At 35.7% G+C, this 14891-nt stretch carries 15 protein-coding genes; 2 read left to right on the top strand and 13 right to left on the bottom strand.

What is annotated here, in order from left to right; all coding sequences use genetic code 11:
* Nucleotides 1-90: 90 nt before the first annotated feature.
* From rlmD to AC2UOP_RS04700, 7 genes are read right to left on the bottom strand one after another with little or no spacing between them, the layout of a single operon-like run.
* Complete coding sequence (gene rlmD / locus AC2UOP_RS04730) at nt 91-1455, bottom strand: 23S rRNA (uracil(1939)-C(5))-methyltransferase RlmD (RefSeq protein WP_484832814.1); 1365 nt, start codon at nt 1453-1455, stop codon at nt 91-93.
* Entirely contained in the window at nt 1445-2560 is a 1116-nt protein-coding gene (locus AC2UOP_RS04725) for an MGDG synthase family glycosyltransferase (protein ID WP_484832813.1), read from the bottom strand. The genes rlmD and AC2UOP_RS04725 overlap by 11 nt, the downstream gene beginning before the upstream one ends.
* Before the next feature lie 15 nt (nt 2561-2575).
* Nucleotides 2576-3949, bottom strand: a complete 1374-nt coding sequence (gene mgtE / locus AC2UOP_RS04720; RefSeq protein WP_484832812.1) for a magnesium transporter — start codon at nt 3947-3949, stop codon at nt 2576-2578.
* 33 nt (nt 3950-3982) lie between these two features.
* Nucleotides 3983-4864, bottom strand: coding sequence for a glutamate formimidoyltransferase (ftcD, locus tag AC2UOP_RS04715; RefSeq protein ID WP_019214018.1), 882 nt, complete (start codon nt 4862-4864; stop codon nt 3983-3985).
* A 10-nt stretch (nt 4865-4874) separates the two neighbouring features.
* A complete protein-coding gene (locus AC2UOP_RS04710; protein ID WP_070600428.1) occupies nt 4875-5525 on the bottom strand; it encodes an acyl-ACP thioesterase domain-containing protein in 651 nt (216 codons plus the stop codon).
* Nucleotides 5526-5564: 39 nt separating this feature from the next.
* Nucleotides 5565-5750, bottom strand: a complete 186-nt coding sequence (locus AC2UOP_RS04705; protein ID WP_019214020.1) for a DUF1858 domain-containing protein — start codon at nt 5748-5750, stop codon at nt 5565-5567.
* A 44-nt stretch (nt 5751-5794) separates the two neighbouring features.
* On the bottom strand, nt 5795-6991 hold the full coding sequence (locus AC2UOP_RS04700) for an FprA family A-type flavoprotein (RefSeq protein WP_484832811.1): 1197 nt from the start codon (nt 6989-6991) through the stop codon (nt 5795-5797).
* Nucleotides 6992-7134: 143 nt separating this feature from the next.
* Between AC2UOP_RS04700 and AC2UOP_RS04695 the strand changes: the two genes are divergently transcribed.
* Both AC2UOP_RS04695 and AC2UOP_RS04690 read left to right on the top strand, forming a co-directional pair.
* Nucleotides 7135-8559: a UDP-N-acetylmuramoyl-L-alanyl-D-glutamate--2,6-diaminopimelate ligase gene (locus AC2UOP_RS04695; protein ID WP_484832810.1), complete on the top strand. Its 1425-nt coding sequence runs from the start codon at nt 7135-7137 to the stop codon at nt 8557-8559.
* On the top strand, nt 8552-9748 hold the full coding sequence (locus tag AC2UOP_RS04690; protein ID WP_484832809.1) for a D-alanyl-D-alanine carboxypeptidase family protein: 1197 nt from the start codon (nt 8552-8554) through the stop codon (nt 9746-9748). The genes AC2UOP_RS04695 and AC2UOP_RS04690 overlap by 8 nt, the downstream gene beginning before the upstream one ends.
* 187 nt (nt 9749-9935) lie before the next feature.
* Here AC2UOP_RS04690 and AC2UOP_RS04685 read toward each other — a convergent pair whose 3' ends face one another.
* The 6 genes from AC2UOP_RS04685 to AC2UOP_RS04660 form a co-directional block, all read right to left on the bottom strand.
* Entirely contained in the window at nt 9936-10364 is a 429-nt protein-coding gene (locus AC2UOP_RS04685; protein WP_484832808.1) for a DUF3021 domain-containing protein, read from the bottom strand.
* Nucleotides 10365-10373: 9 nt separating this feature from the next.
* Complete coding sequence (locus AC2UOP_RS04680) at nt 10374-10808, bottom strand: LytTR family DNA-binding domain-containing protein (RefSeq protein WP_484832807.1); 435 nt, start codon at nt 10806-10808, stop codon at nt 10374-10376.
* A gap of 135 nt (nt 10809-10943) precedes the next feature.
* Entirely contained in the window at nt 10944-11963 is a 1020-nt protein-coding gene (locus AC2UOP_RS04675; protein WP_484832806.1) for an ABC transporter ATP-binding protein, read from the bottom strand.
* Nucleotides 11963-12988: an ABC transporter ATP-binding protein gene (locus AC2UOP_RS04670; RefSeq protein ID WP_019214028.1), complete on the bottom strand. Its 1026-nt coding sequence runs from the start codon at nt 12986-12988 to the stop codon at nt 11963-11965. The genes AC2UOP_RS04675 and AC2UOP_RS04670 overlap by 1 nt, the downstream gene beginning before the upstream one ends.
* A gap of 10 nt (nt 12989-12998) precedes the next feature.
* Nucleotides 12999-13931, bottom strand: coding sequence for an ABC transporter permease (locus tag AC2UOP_RS04665; protein ID WP_019214029.1), 933 nt, complete (start codon nt 13929-13931; stop codon nt 12999-13001).
* 13 nt (nt 13932-13944) lie between these two features.
* Nucleotides 13945-14874 (bottom strand): ABC transporter permease, encoded by a 930-nt coding sequence (locus AC2UOP_RS04660; RefSeq protein ID WP_019214030.1) that lies wholly within the window; start codon nt 14872-14874, stop codon nt 13945-13947.
* Between the last annotated feature and the right edge of the window lie 17 nt (nt 14875-14891).

The raw sequence follows: 14891 nt of genomic DNA, 5'->3' as shown, positions 1-14891 counted from the left end.
CTATTTAAAAGGGTCAAAAAACGGTATTTTTTAGCCTGTTTTTGACCCAATTTTCGTACTCAAACCACTACATGTTGTGGTTGACTCCTATTATTCCTTGTCCAAACCACAATACGTCATCAGAATTGCTGCTTCAACGTGGCTTGTCTTTGGAAAATTATCAAAAATTTCGACTAATTTTATCTTGTAGCCTGCCTCGATGAATTCTTTCAAATCGTTTACATGAGTTTTTGGATTGCATGATACGTAAATTATTTTCTCTGCCTTATAATCAATTAACTTTTTTAAAGCCTTTGGATGAACTCCCTCGCGTGGTGGGTCTATGACTATGGCATCTGGCCTTTCATCTACTTCATCTATAACTTTTAAAACGTCTCCATTAATTACTTCTACGTTATCAATTTCATTTAACTCACATGTTAGACGCGCCTTTTTCGATGCTTCCTCGACTATTTCTATAGAATAAACTTTTTTTGCTTTTTTCGCAAGTATTTGCGCTATGGTTCCTGTGCCTGAGTACAAATCAAAAAGCACATCAAGTTTTTCCTCATCTAAAAGCTCTTGAATGCGTCCATACATTCTTTCAGCTGCTCTTGAATTAGTTTGGAAGAATGAGAATGGTCCTATCTTAAACTTTAATCCAAGAAGTTTTTCGTCTATATCTTCTTTTCCATAAACAAGAATTAATTCATCTGCTTGAACCACATCTGATAAACTGTCATTTTTTGTATGATAAATGGATTTTATTTCGCCATCCAAGTTTAGATCAAGAAGCATATTTATAAAATCTTCTTCAATATTATAATCCGATGTCGTTACTAAATTTATAAGTATTTCCTTTGTAAAAAATGCTTTTCTTATAACAAGGTGTCTTAAAGCGCCATCATGAAGCTTTTTATGATAATATTTTAAGCCTTTTTCTTTAAAATAATTTAGTGCCGCTACGCGAATTTTTGTGAAATCAGCGTCTACTATGTTGCAATCGTCTGTCTCCACGACTTCGTAGAAGCGCTTTTTCTTGTGAAGTCCAAGGCTTAAGGTCCTTGCCTCATCGCCATTATCCGAAAAAGTGTATTCCATCTTATTTCTATAGCCTTCTACTTCAAGTGATGGATGAAAAACTATATCTCCACTAAAAACGCTTTTATATAATTTTTGAAGCATTTCTTTTTTTATCTTGTCTTCATTTTCATAAGTGAGCGTTTGATAAAGGCAGCCGCCGCACTCTTTGTAAGAAGCGCATGGGGTGCCAGTCTCAAGTGGACTATCTTCAAGCTTTTCGATTACATCGCAGATGTAGGCGCCATTCTTTTTTCTTTTAGTTCTTAAGCGAAGCTTTCGTCCTAATATTTCATTTTTCACGGCATATTTTTTATCTTCATAAAAAGCAAAAGCAAGGTTTGGATACTCTTGCTCTTGTATGATTAAATCTAATTCTTCTCTTTTATTTTTCAAGTTTCTTCACCATAAAATCTATAAGTTTTTCTGCTGGATCTTCCAAATAGTTTTGTTCCAAGCTTACAAGGATATTGTCCCTAACAAAGTCATTGTTCATAAAGGTATTTAGTGCTTCTACCTCGCGATAAGTTTTTGATGAAGCAAGTATAAGCTGATGATTTATTAAAAATTCAACGTTTCTTGCCTCTTGTCCTTGAATTGGATCAACAACTATCATCGGTAGGCCCTTGGCGATGCACTCACTTGTAGTAAGTCCGCCTGGCTTTGTAACTATGATGTCTGCTGCACTATAGTACTCTTCGATATTTGATACGAAACCAACTATCTTTATTTTGTGTCTTAATTTCATTTTTTCAATCTTCTTAAGAAGTGTTTTTCTCTTTCCTAAAAAGACTACTACTTGAAAATCATTTGTCAGCTTGTCTATCCTTTTAAGCGCCTTGTCAACTCTAACGTGGCTCATGGATCCACTCATAAGTAAAACCGTTTCTTTGTCTTCATCTAGTCCAAGCTTTTTACGCATTTCTTTTTTATCAAGATGCTCAAAAAATTTCTTGTGAATAGGTATGCCAAAGTGAAGAGCCTTCTCTAGAGGTATCTCTTTTCTTTGCATTTGTATATCGAGGTCCTTGTGAGGCAATACTAGATAATCAATTCCCTCACTATCTTCCCAGAATGGATGTACAGTAAAGTCTGTGATGATGCCAACTGTTAATCCAGTGTAAAAACCATCAAGCACTAGGTCGCTTAATATGTTCGCTGCAAATACATGTGTTGCTATGATGGCATCTGGCTTAAAATCATCTATAAACTTTTTTATCTCGCCAGTTAATGTTTTTTGCGCTAATTTACGCGGCTGAGCACTGTTAGTCTCTTGAACTTTTTTATCCGCTGAGTCATAAGCTGCTCCATAAAGCGTCGGGAAATAATTTATGCTCATATTGTAAAAACCATTGGCAACATCTTTAAGCCAATTGCTATTGATTTGGCAAATGTCTATGATTGCGCTTTCAAAACCGCGGCTCTTAAGCTCGTTGTCTAAACTTCTAGCTACTGAGTTATGTCCTTCACCAGCAGTAGCTGTTAATATAATAGTTTTCAAATCTTTCTCCTTAATCTATATGCCTAACATCACTTTTGCTACAGCAAAGTAAACAATTAATGATGTGGCGTCTACTATAGTCGTGATTAGTGGCGATGCCATGATGGCTGGGTCAAGTTTTATCTTCTTCGCGCCAATTGGAAGAAGTCCACCAACTAATTTAGCTAGCATTACTGTAAACATAACGGATATGGATACTGTGATGCCAATTTTGGGATCTTGGCTTGGATGAAGTAGTTTTATACGTCCATAGTTAACTAGCGCTAAAACTACACCAACCATGATTGATACTTGAAATTCTTTCCAAAGCACTTTAAGTGCGTCTTTTGGCTCTATCTCGCCAACTGCTAGACCACGAATAACTAGTGTAGCACTTTGGCTACCAGCGTTACCGCCTGTATCCATCAGCATCGGGATAAATATTAGTAGTGATGGTATCGCTGCGATATAATCTTCAAAGCGCTGCAAAATTGATCCAGTTAGTGTAGCTGATATCATTAAAAATAATAACCACGCTATCCTGTGTTTTGCTAGCGTTACAGGTGGTGTATCAAGGTATTCTTCTTCAGATGGACTTAAGGCAGCCATCTTTTGGAAGTCTTCTGTTGCTTCTTGTTCGATGATGTCGATAACGTCGTCAACTGTGATGATACCGACCATTCTTTCTTCGTTATCAACTACTGGTACAGCAACGAAGTCATACTTTTGTATTACTCCTGCAACGATTTCTTGGTCTTCATAAACATTGACATAAACAACATCTGTGTTCATGATATCTGCAATAACTTTGTCGTCATCTGCCATAACTAGCTCTCTTAGTGAGACAATACCCTCTAGTTTTCTGTTGTCATCAACTACATATATAGTATAGATAGTTTCTCTTTGTAGGCCGACTTTTTTAAGTCTTGCCATAGCTTCTTTTACTGTTAATGTCTTTTTAACCGAGCAGTATTCGATTGTCATTATACTTCCAGCAGAATCTTCTGGATAGTTTAGGAACTGATTAATTAATTTTCTTTCACTTGGAGTAGATTTCTCAAGAATCCTATCAACAATATTAGCTGGCATCTCTTCAAGCATGTCAATCTTATCGTCAAAGAAGATCTCTTTAAGAATGTACTCTACATCCGCATCAGTACTTGTCGCAATGATGTCTTGTTGCTGCTCCGAGTCGAAGTATGTAAATACATCTACTGCTTTATCTTTAGGAAGGAGTCTGAAGATAACTGTCGCATCAGTTACCTTCAACTCGTCCAAAATTTCAGCTACATCGGCGGCATTCATGCTAGAGAGCTTTTGAATCAGGGCTTTTGGCTTTTTTCCTTTGTATAAGTCTAATATTTCATTTTTATCTTGTTCGAGCTCTGCTTCTCTTCTGTCGTTGTCCATGATGAATACCTCCTTTTATAGTATTTTTAAATATTAATTGTAGATTTGATCAGCTGTAAAGCCGTTTCCTAATCTAATATAGAATCTTAATAATTCTTCTAATGCATAAGCTGGAACTGGTCCAACTAGTTCTGATGACTTGACTGTAACGCCATAGCTTTCTGCTTCACTCTTGATAGTTTCAAAAACTCTGTGGATAGGTGTTAATTCATAATTAACTAAGTTCATTGATACTTGAGTGCATTTTTGATCTTCGATTGGTAGAGCTATAGCTCTTACTGCTGTGTATCCGCCAGTCTTTGCTCTAACTGATCTCATAACAGCTTTAGCGATTTCCATATCTTCAGTATTTAAATAAACGTTAAAAGCAATAAGTGGGAATCTTGTTCCAGTTACTGTTGCTCCGCTCTTTGGATTGAATTTTCTTTCGCCTTCGTCTGGTGTCCAATTTTCAGCGTCTTTAAGTCTTTCTTCAAGGCTTTCGTACTCGCCTTTTCTTAGCTTAACTAGTGATTTTCTGTCTTCTCTAGTAGCTGAGTCTTCATAGTAAAATACTGGAACGCCTTTTGAGCCAACATATTTACCAAATGCATGAACTACTTCGTTCATTTCATCTGTACTCATGTCCTTAACTGGTACCCAAGCTGCTACGTCAACAGCTCCTTGACGAGGATGTGATCCATGTTGAGTAGTCATATCAACTCTTTCAAAAGCAACATCTACAAGTCTTTTAGCTGCTTCTAGAGTATCTTCAACTGAACCCTTAAAAGTGAATACACTTCTGTTGTGGTCACTGTCGTAGTTAAGGTCAACCATAGTAACCTTGTTATCTTTTAGCACGGCTTCTTTGATTGCTTCGATAGTATCCATGTTTCTTCCTTCAGAAACATTGATTTCCGCCATAATTGTTTTCATAATTTACCTCCTAATATTTAAGACTAGCATATAATTTAGTCTCATCTTTAGAAAAAAATCTAAAATTTGCCTCACCATCATTGATTTCGTAGGCAATTTCAACATCTTCTCCCAAAAGACACTGCTTTACATACTTAAGTCTTATGCTCTTTATATCTTGATTTAATATTTTTATAATTTCATCTATATATACTGCATTATTAACATGGTGGTATGAGTCAATATATTCTTTCTTTATACAAAAGCGTGATATATTAGCTTTTCCATCGTATTCTTCAAGCTCAAGGTCCTCATCATCAAAAAGCTTTTGAAAATCATCTCCAAAATCATTTGTCCTAATGGGTCTCATGCTGGATTTATCCACATAGATAATCTCACAAGTCGCCTTGATTATGCTCTTGCCACTCGCTTCAACGATAAATTGTCTATATGAAAAGAAGCGATTTACTCCAGATGGCGTTGTATGAACTGTGATAGCGTCATAGTCCATATTATAGAATTCATCCATAAAGTCTATGCGCCACTTATATATCATCCAAGCTACTTTATCGTCTTTAATCCCATGGGCATAAAGCTGAGCAAAGGCCGCATCGACCATAGACTCAACTGCTTTTTTTATACTTTTTTCCTTAAATTTATAATCTTTTGTATATACTTCCATGATATTCCTTATGTAAAGCCCTTAAAAAAGGGCTCTTAATTACTCATTTAAAGCTTTCATCAAGCGTTCTAGATCAAGTCCGTGAACTTGGCAAGCTTCTTCAATTGATTCCATTTGGCTTGAAGGGCATCCAACGCATCCCATACCGTGTTCCATTAGGATGTATGCTGCTTCTGGTTTTGCTCTTAGTAAATCTCCTATTAGCATGTCTTTTGTTATTTCCATAATATCACCTCTCTTTGTATATACCCAAATTGCTTTATTTATTTTTATTTATTTTCTAGTTTGTCAGCAACTTCATCTGCTATTTGACGAAGTTTCATGTAGTCATCCATAGTAGGCGCACTCTTTGTTTCAACTGTTGTTTCAACTTTATCCATAGCTGATGCGTCTCTAAATTTTTCAAGTGCTTTTAATGCTCCACCTGACCAGCTATATGAGCCGAATACAGCTATGATTCTATTTTGTAATTTGTTCATATCTAAAACATTGACTAAATCATGCATTAGTGGGAACAAATCGTTATTGTATGTGCATGAGCCAAGTATAAGCGCTTTATACTCCCAAATCTCGTTTAAGATGTAGGACTTGTGTGTCTTTGATACGTCAAACATCTTTATATTTTTAACGCCTCTTTCAGCAAGTCTTCTTGCGATAGCTTCAGCCATCATCTCAGTATTGCCATACATTGATCCATAAACAATTACTGCACCGTCCTCAGTCTCTTGCTTTGACCACTTGTCATAGCATGCTATAATCTTATCTGGATTTTCTCTCCAAACCGGTCCATGAACAGGGCAAACCATGTTTATCTTAAGATCTGCAAGCTTCTTAAGAGCTGTTTGAACTTGTCTTGAGAACTTTCCTACTATGTTTGAATAGTAACGTCTTGTCTCAGATCTATATAAATCCCAGTTTATCTCGTCATCGAAAATTGTTCCATCAAGCGCACCAAAACCGCCGAAAGCATCTTGTGAGAATAATATGCCTGATTTTTCTTCGTAGCTAACCATTGATTCTGGCCAATGCACCATAGGTGTCTTGATAAATTTAAGTGATACTTCGCCCAAGTCAAGAGTATCGAAATCATCAACAAGGATTAGATTGTCCTTAACACTGTAGAAGTTTTCAAGAAGTTCAAAAGTTTTCTTGTTACCAACTAGTTTAACATTTGGATAAAGATCGATTATAGTTTCAATCGCACCAGAGTGGTCTGGTTCCATGTGATGAATAACTAAATAATCAAGGTCTCTTCCCTCAAGCACTTCTTTTAGCTTTGTCACAAAGTCATCTACCTTTGTTATTTTTACTGTGTCAAGTAAGGCGGTCTTTGTTGACTTAATTATATAAGAGTTATATGAAACGCCTCTTTCAAGTGGCCATTGATTTTCAAATAATTGAGTTTGTCTGTCATTAACTCCGATGTAATATAAAAAATCATTTATTTTTACTGATAACGTGTTCATTAATATCACCCCAATTCATTATATAATAAAGGAAGAATTTTTTCAAGCACTTTATAAGCTTTAAGCTATTATTGTCATAGCTCTTGAAAAAAGAAAGCCTTCGTTATATAATAATAGAAAGATTATTTGTTAGGAGTAAAATTATGTTACTTAAAGATATATTATTGGGCATTTGTGATTATACTGGCGATGAAAGCATAGAAGACATCGTCTACAATAGTAAATATGCCCAAAATGGCACTCTCTTCGTTGCGCTTAGAGGCGCTCTTAGTGACGGCCACAAATACATTAAAGATGCTTATGAAAAAGGTGTTCGCGTCTTTGTAGTCGAGGACGATAGCATGGCACATGCTTATGTTGATGCCACTTTTATAAAAGTTAATGACACAAGAAAGGCTCTTGCCATCATCTCAAGAAACTTTTTTAATAAACCAGATGAAGATATCACAATGATTGCAATAACTGGAACTAAAGGCAAAACTACTACAGCTAATATCATATATGAAGCTCTTAAAAAGATGGGTGCGAAGCCTGGAATCATTGGCACTAACGGTGTTTTTTACGCCAAAAAAGAGGAAGCTGTTGATAATACTACGCCAGAGAGCTATGAGGTCTATAGAATTCTTAATAATATGCGCAAAGAAAAAATCACTCACTGCGTTTTGGAAGCTTCGTCCATCGGCCTCAAGATGAAAAGGCTTTATAGAATTAATTTTGATATCGGCGTATTTACAAATATTTCGCACGATCACATAGGCGGCATCGAGCACCCAGACTTTGATGATTATTTTTCTAGCAAGATGCTTTTGAAAGATATTTCCAAAAAATTTATCTATAATAAAGACGATGAAAAACTTAGAGAGACTATAAAAAATGGAATTAATTTTTCAATAAATGAAGAAAGTGATTATAAAGCCGAAAATATAGTTATTTCTGACGATATATTTAAGATACAGAGTGATTTTGATATAAATGGCAAAGTTTTTGAAGTAAAAAGCATATCTAAATATGATATCTATAATTATCTTGCAGCCATCAGTGTTTTGAAAGAGATAGGATACGATTGGAGCGAAATTATAGACGCGGTTAAAAATATTTCAATTCGCGGCCGCTTTGAAGAGATAAATGTTAATGATAGGCTCTACATCATTGATTATGCTCACAATTATATCTCTTTAAAGTCAATTCTTGAGACTTTGAAACATTTTAAGAAAAATAAAATAATTACTGTCTTCGGCTCTGTCGGTGGAAGAAGCGAAAAAAGACGCGAGGAACTTGCTGAAGTAAGCGATGAACTAGCTGATATAAGCATAGTCACATCGGACAATCCAAATTTTGAAGACCCATCTAAAATCTGTAATGAGATTGCTTCTTTTATAAAAGGAATTCACTATACTGAGCCCGATAGAGAAAAAGCGATTGAATTAAGCTATGAACTTTCTAACAAAAATGACATCATTGTCGTAGCTGGCAAGGGCCACGAAACTTATCAACTAATTAAGGGCGAAAAGGTCCACTACTCTGACAAGGAGTGCATTTTAAAATTAAAGGAGGCGCATGATGCATAAATTTAAACGAAGCATTATAAGTTTATTGATAGCGCTAATGCTATTTACAAACGCGAGCTTTGCAAAAGATTTAGACATAAAAAATACAAGAGCATATATACTCTACAATGTAGAGACTGACTCCATCATATCGAGCTCCGCGAACATTAATGAAACAGTGCCCATAGCCTCGGTATCAAAGCTTATGACCTTTTATATAGCACTAAATAAATTAAAGAGCGGCGATATTCACGAGAGCGATGAAATTGAGATAAAAAAAGAAGACTGCTACCCAACTGGCAATAGACTAGGAATAAAACCTGGAGAAAAATACACTCTTCATAGAATGCTTGAGATAATGATGACAAACTCGTGTAATGATGTTACAGCCGCCATAGCAAGGCACATAGCCGGCAGTGAAGCAGCTTTCGTAACTATGATGAATGAAAAAGCAAAAGAGCTTGGATATAGTGGCGCAATATTTTATAATGCACACGGCCTCCCTCGCCTACCTGACCTTAAGCAAAACTCAATGTGTGCGAAGGACGTACTTGATTTAACAAAGAGAATAATCAAAGAGCATCCTAACTATATTGACTATACCATGACAGTAGCGATCGATTACCCTGAGAAAGATTATCACGATGACAACACCAATCCGCTTTTTGGTCGTGAGGGCGTTACTGGACTTAAGACAGGAACTACGCGTGATGCAGGATTTTGCTTCGTAGCGACTTTTCATAGCCTTGGTGATGGAATAAAAACCGAAGATAACGAGATAATCTTTGTTATGCTTGGCGCTAAGACAAAGGCTTCAAGAGAAGAAAATTCTGCTTATGTATATGAATATGCCTTAGAAAATTATTCAAAAAAGATACTTCTATCAAAAAAAGCAAGCAAAATCGCAAAATATGGTCTTGATGATTATAAGGAAGAAATGCTTGAGATAGAACCAAAAGAAGACTTCGTTCGCTCGCTAAATAATGGCATTAATACCGAGACAAAATTTATTATGGACGCAGATCTTGATTATAGCCGTGTAAAAAAAGATGATAAAGTTGGCGAATATAAAGTTTACATCGATGGTGAAGAAGTTTTTAAGACAGATGCCATCGCTATGAATAGCCTAACAAAGAAGACCATCTTCGATAGAATATATGAGTTTTTTATGAATGTATGGAGCTTTGATAAAGTAAGTACAGCTAAATAAATTTAATAAAAAATAAAATTATAGTCAAAAATATATATGCAATGAAAAATAAATAGATGTAGAAAAAAGTATTTATGATGAAAAATATATTTATGTAAAAAAAGATAATTATATAGAAAAATATTTATACCGATAAATAAAATTAAGGTAGCTAGCAAATTGCCAGCTACCTTTTTTTGCGTCAAAACTATTTGTTATCTTTTAATTTTTCATTCATTAACTTTGCCACCTTTTTATATTTCATGTATTGCGCATACCATAATAAAAAAGCAATTCCAACAGGTACTATAAGCATCTTAAGTATGTCACCTAGTCCGTAGCCTTCTTGTATAAAGCCGAACTTAAGAAAAACTAGTATCATTATCCCTACCCCTGTGCACATATATATGACCGACTTAAGCGCTATGCTCATAGATTTAAGATCATATATAAGCGAAGGTATGCCGTATCCAAGACCTATTAATAATGCTCCAAGCATCGCCTTAGTAAAGCCATATGATCCAAGCTCAAGAACTCCACCTGAGCCCTGCTCTTTGCCTATAAGACCAAAGACCGTAAAAAATAACGCTATCGCTATCGAATATAACGTAGACTTAAATAAATTTTTTAACTTCATAGTAACACCTCATATTCCTAAATAATTTTTCAAAAGAGCGATATAGTTTCTCGTTACATAATCTTTCAGTGAGTTTTCAAGAAAGACTGTTAAGTTGCCACTTAAACCAGCCTCAACACGCTTTAACTTTTCTGCATTGATTATAACCTGCTTTGAAATGCGTATAAAATTCTTAGGTAGCCTCTCTTCGAAGCTTTTTAAACTGTCCTTAGATAGGTATCTATCACTTTCAAGATATATCGCTAGCCCCTCAGCCTCCACTCTTAAGAGATAAATCTCCTCTGGCTTTATTATGATTTTTACATCATCTTTCTTTACTATGATGGGTCTACTAACACTATCAAGCATAGCTACTAATCTATTAATTTCTTCTGTTACTTTGTCTGTACGTATTATTATCTCGGGCTCTCTATATACACTTGATACTTCAATATTAACTTTCACACTATATCCCCCTTTCTTGTTTTAATTATAACATGAGTTTCTATATATGTAGTTGTTTTTCTTCTAAGATACATTTATCAGTGCTTAAGATGCATAAGAAAAGCCCTGAATTACTTCAGGGCTTAGTCTATAAATTTATTTATTTCCTAAATCTTGTGTTACCTTTGCATCTTTTAAGTCTATCATGCCGTTGTCATACAAGTGGCATGCGCAGAAGTGTTCAGGCTTTAACTCCTTAAGTTCAGGTTCAATTTTGTGGCAGATGTCCATAGCATATCTACATCTGTTAACAAATTTACATCCTGGCGGAGTATTAATTGGTGAAGGTACTTCTCCCTCAAGCTTGATTCTATTCTTTGCTGATCCTGCATGTGGGTCTGGTACTGGTATAGCGCTCATCAAAGCTTGTGTATATGGATGAAGTGAAGCTTCATAAATTTGTGAGCTTTCTGCAAGTTCAACGATTGATCCAAGATACATTACTGCGATTCTGTCAGAAATGTGCTTAACCATGGACAAGTCGTGCGAAATGAACATGTATGTTAAACCAAGTTCGTCTTGAAGCTTGTTTAGTAGGTTAACGATTTGCGCTTGAATTGATACGTCTAGAGCTGAGATAGGTTCGTCGCAGACAATGAAGGATGGTTCTACAGCAAGTGATCTTGCTATACCAACTCTTTGTCTTTGTCCACCTGATAGCTCATGTGGGTATCTAAGAGCGTGTTCCTTATTTAGACCAACTTTGTCAAGCAATTCATTTATCTTAGCTTGTCTTTCTTCATGACTATAGTTGAAGTGAACATCCATACCTTCAGCAATGATATCACCAACTGTGATTCTTGGGTCAAGTGATGCATATGGGTCTTGGAAGATATATTGAGCATTCTTCTTAAAATCAATAGCTTCCTTACCTCTAAGTGAGTGAATGTCTTTACCGTTAAATAAAGCTTGTCCCTTAGTTGCTCTATACATACCAAGAACTGTTCTACCGCAAGTTGTCTTACCGCAACCAGATTCACCTACAACACCGAATGTTTCGCCCTTGTAGATATCAAAGTTAACATTATCAACAGCTTTAAGAACTTTACCCTTGCCAACATTAAAATGTTTGCTTAAATTTTTAACTTCTATAAGTTTTTCAGTAAATTTAGCCATTAATATGCTCCTCCTCTCATTGCATCCCAATCAATATCTCCAGCTAATTCATGTTCAAGCCAGCACCAGTTGTGATGTGTTGGAGAAAGTTCAGTCTTTGGAGGATGTACCTTTTTACAGATTTCCATAGCTCTAGAGCATCTAGCTGCAAATGGGCATCCTGGTAATGGTAATAATAAGTCTGGTGGTGTACCACCTAGTGCTCTTAGCTCAACGTCTTTTGCGTGAACCTTTGGTATTGAGTTAAGTAGAGCCCATGTGTATGGGTGTCTAGCATTGTAGAAGATTTCATCTGTAGTTCCTTCTTCAATGATATCACCAGCATACATAACTTGAATTCTCTCAGCAAAGTTAGCAACAACGCCAAGGTCATGTGTTACAAGTATGATGGCTGTATTTAATCTCTTCTTAAGATCTTGAAGTAAGTCAAGGATTTGTGCTTGAATTGTTACGTCAAGAGCTGTTGTTGGCTCGTCTGCAAGAAGAAGCTTTGGATTACATGAAAGTGCAATCGCAATCATAACTCTTTGTCTCATACCACCTGATAATTCATGTGGATAAGCTTTAAGTCTATTCTTTGCTTCTGGTATTTGAACTAGTTCAAGCAAATCAGTAGCAACCTTGTCAGCTTCAGAGCCGCTTAAGTGTCTGTGTATCTTTAATGCTTCTTTAATTTGATCGCCAATTCTCATTGTTGGGTTTAAAGAAGTCATTGGGTCTTGGAATATCATAGATATATCGTTACCTCTAAGGTCTGTTAACTCTTTAGAGTTCATAGCTAAGACATTCTTACCGTTAAATATAATTTGTGATTCTTTTTTTATTTCACTACTATCCTTTGGAAGTAGTCTCATTAGTGATTTTGCTGTAACGCTCTTACCGCATCCACTTTCACCTACGAAAGCCAATGTTTCACCTGGATAAAGGTGGAAGTCTAAACCTCTAACAGCCTTTACTTCTCCAGCGTAAGTATGGAAAGAAACGTTAAGATTTTTAACATCTAATAGTTTTTCTCTGTTTTCCATCATTAGCCTCCTACTTTCTTAGTTTTGGATCAAGTGCGTCTCTAAGTCCATCACCAAGAAGTGTAAAGCATAACATTGTTATGGCTATCATTAGTGATGGGAAGAACATTTGATGTGGTAAGTACATGAAAGTAGCTGTCGCTTCAGAACACATAATACCCCATGATGTTGCAGGTGATTGAAGACCTATACCTAAGTATGATAGGAAGGCTTCTGAGAATATAAATCCTGGAACGTCAAATGTAATACCTACTATAAGTATAGGCATTGCGTTTGGTATTAAGTGCTTTGTAATTATCTTCCATGAGCTAACGCCAAGTGTTCTAGCTGCAAGAACGTACTCTTGTGCTTTTATTCTTAAAACTTCAGCACGAACCATACGAGCTGTACCTGTCCAGCCTGTTATAGTAAGGGCTAAAAGCAAAGTCCATAAGTTTCTTGTTTCAAGTCTGATTTGTAATACGATAACAACTAGTAAATATGGTAAAGATGCTAGAATTTCTAGTATTCTCATCATAGCCATATCTACAATTCCACCAAGATATCCAGATATAGCGCCATATAATAAACCAACTATAGTTGATATCAAAGCACCGGCAACACCAACTATAAGTGATGTTCTACCAGCAAAGAAAACTCTTGTGAATATATCACGGCCGGAGCTGTCTGTACCGAACCAGAATTGTGAGTTTGGTGTTATATCTTTTAATTTTGATTGAATTTTTGTAGGACTATAGCTGTTAAAGTATGGTCCAAATATAATTAAAAATATAAGTAATCCTAATAGCACAAGTGCTAGCATAGCTACTTTATTTTCTTTTAATCTTCTCCATGCATCTTGCCAAAAAGATATTGAAGGTCTAGCAATAAGTTCTGCTTCTTCATCGTTTTTTGGTATCCTTTTGAACATCTCAGGAGTAAGTTTTAAATCTTTTTCTTCCATGTTTACCTCCTGATTAATCTTCTGTAAGTTTGATTCTTGGATCGACTATAACATATAGTACGTCTACAATAAGTGTTGCAACAACAAATAAGAATGCAAAGAATATTGTAGATGAAATAATCATTGGATAGTCTCTATCTTGGATTGATGTTACTAGGAAGAAACCTAGTCCTGGTATAGAGAATATCTTTTCAATAACGAATGAACCAGCGAAGATACCGCCGATTTGTGGTCCAAGTATAGTTAGTGACGGAATGAAGGCGTTTTTAAATACGTGTTTCCTTACTATATTAAATTCACTTACGCCTTTTGCTCTTGCAGTCAAGATATAGTCTGAGTTGATAACTTCTAGTACAGAAGATCTCATGTATCTTGCATAAGTAGCTATAGTACCAAAGCTTAGAGCTATAACAGGAAGAACCGCGTTCTTAACTGAGCCCCAGCCCATAACTGGTAATAATGCTAATTTATTTGCAAAAACATATTGTAATAATGTTGCTAGTACGAATGAAGGTAGTACTATACCTATAATTGCAAGGAACATTACTAGGTAGTCAGGCCACTTGCCTCTATTTAAAGCGGCAATTATACCTAAAACCATACCTAAAACAAAGCCTATAACTAAGGCAGTTCCGCCTAAAGCACCTGATATAGGTGCAGTTTTAAAAATTCTGTCAGCAATCTTTACACCTGGATATGTAATTGATTCGCCAAAGTCTCCTTGAGTCATGTTTTTAAGGAACAATCCGTATTGTTCATACAACGGCTTATCCAAACCATACTTCTTCTCAAAGTTAATTCTAACTTGTTCTGGTAAATTCTTTTGTACTCTTGCTGTCAAAGGATCCCCAGGAATAGTATGCATTAGATAAAATGTTGCAGTAGTGATTATAAAAAGAGTGATGAATAAGTAAATAACTCTTTTTACGATATACTTTATCATATTATCCTCCTAATTTC

This window comes from Fenollaria sp. (assembly GCF_057222035.1).
This window is presented reverse-complemented; position numbering and strand designations above follow the sequence as displayed.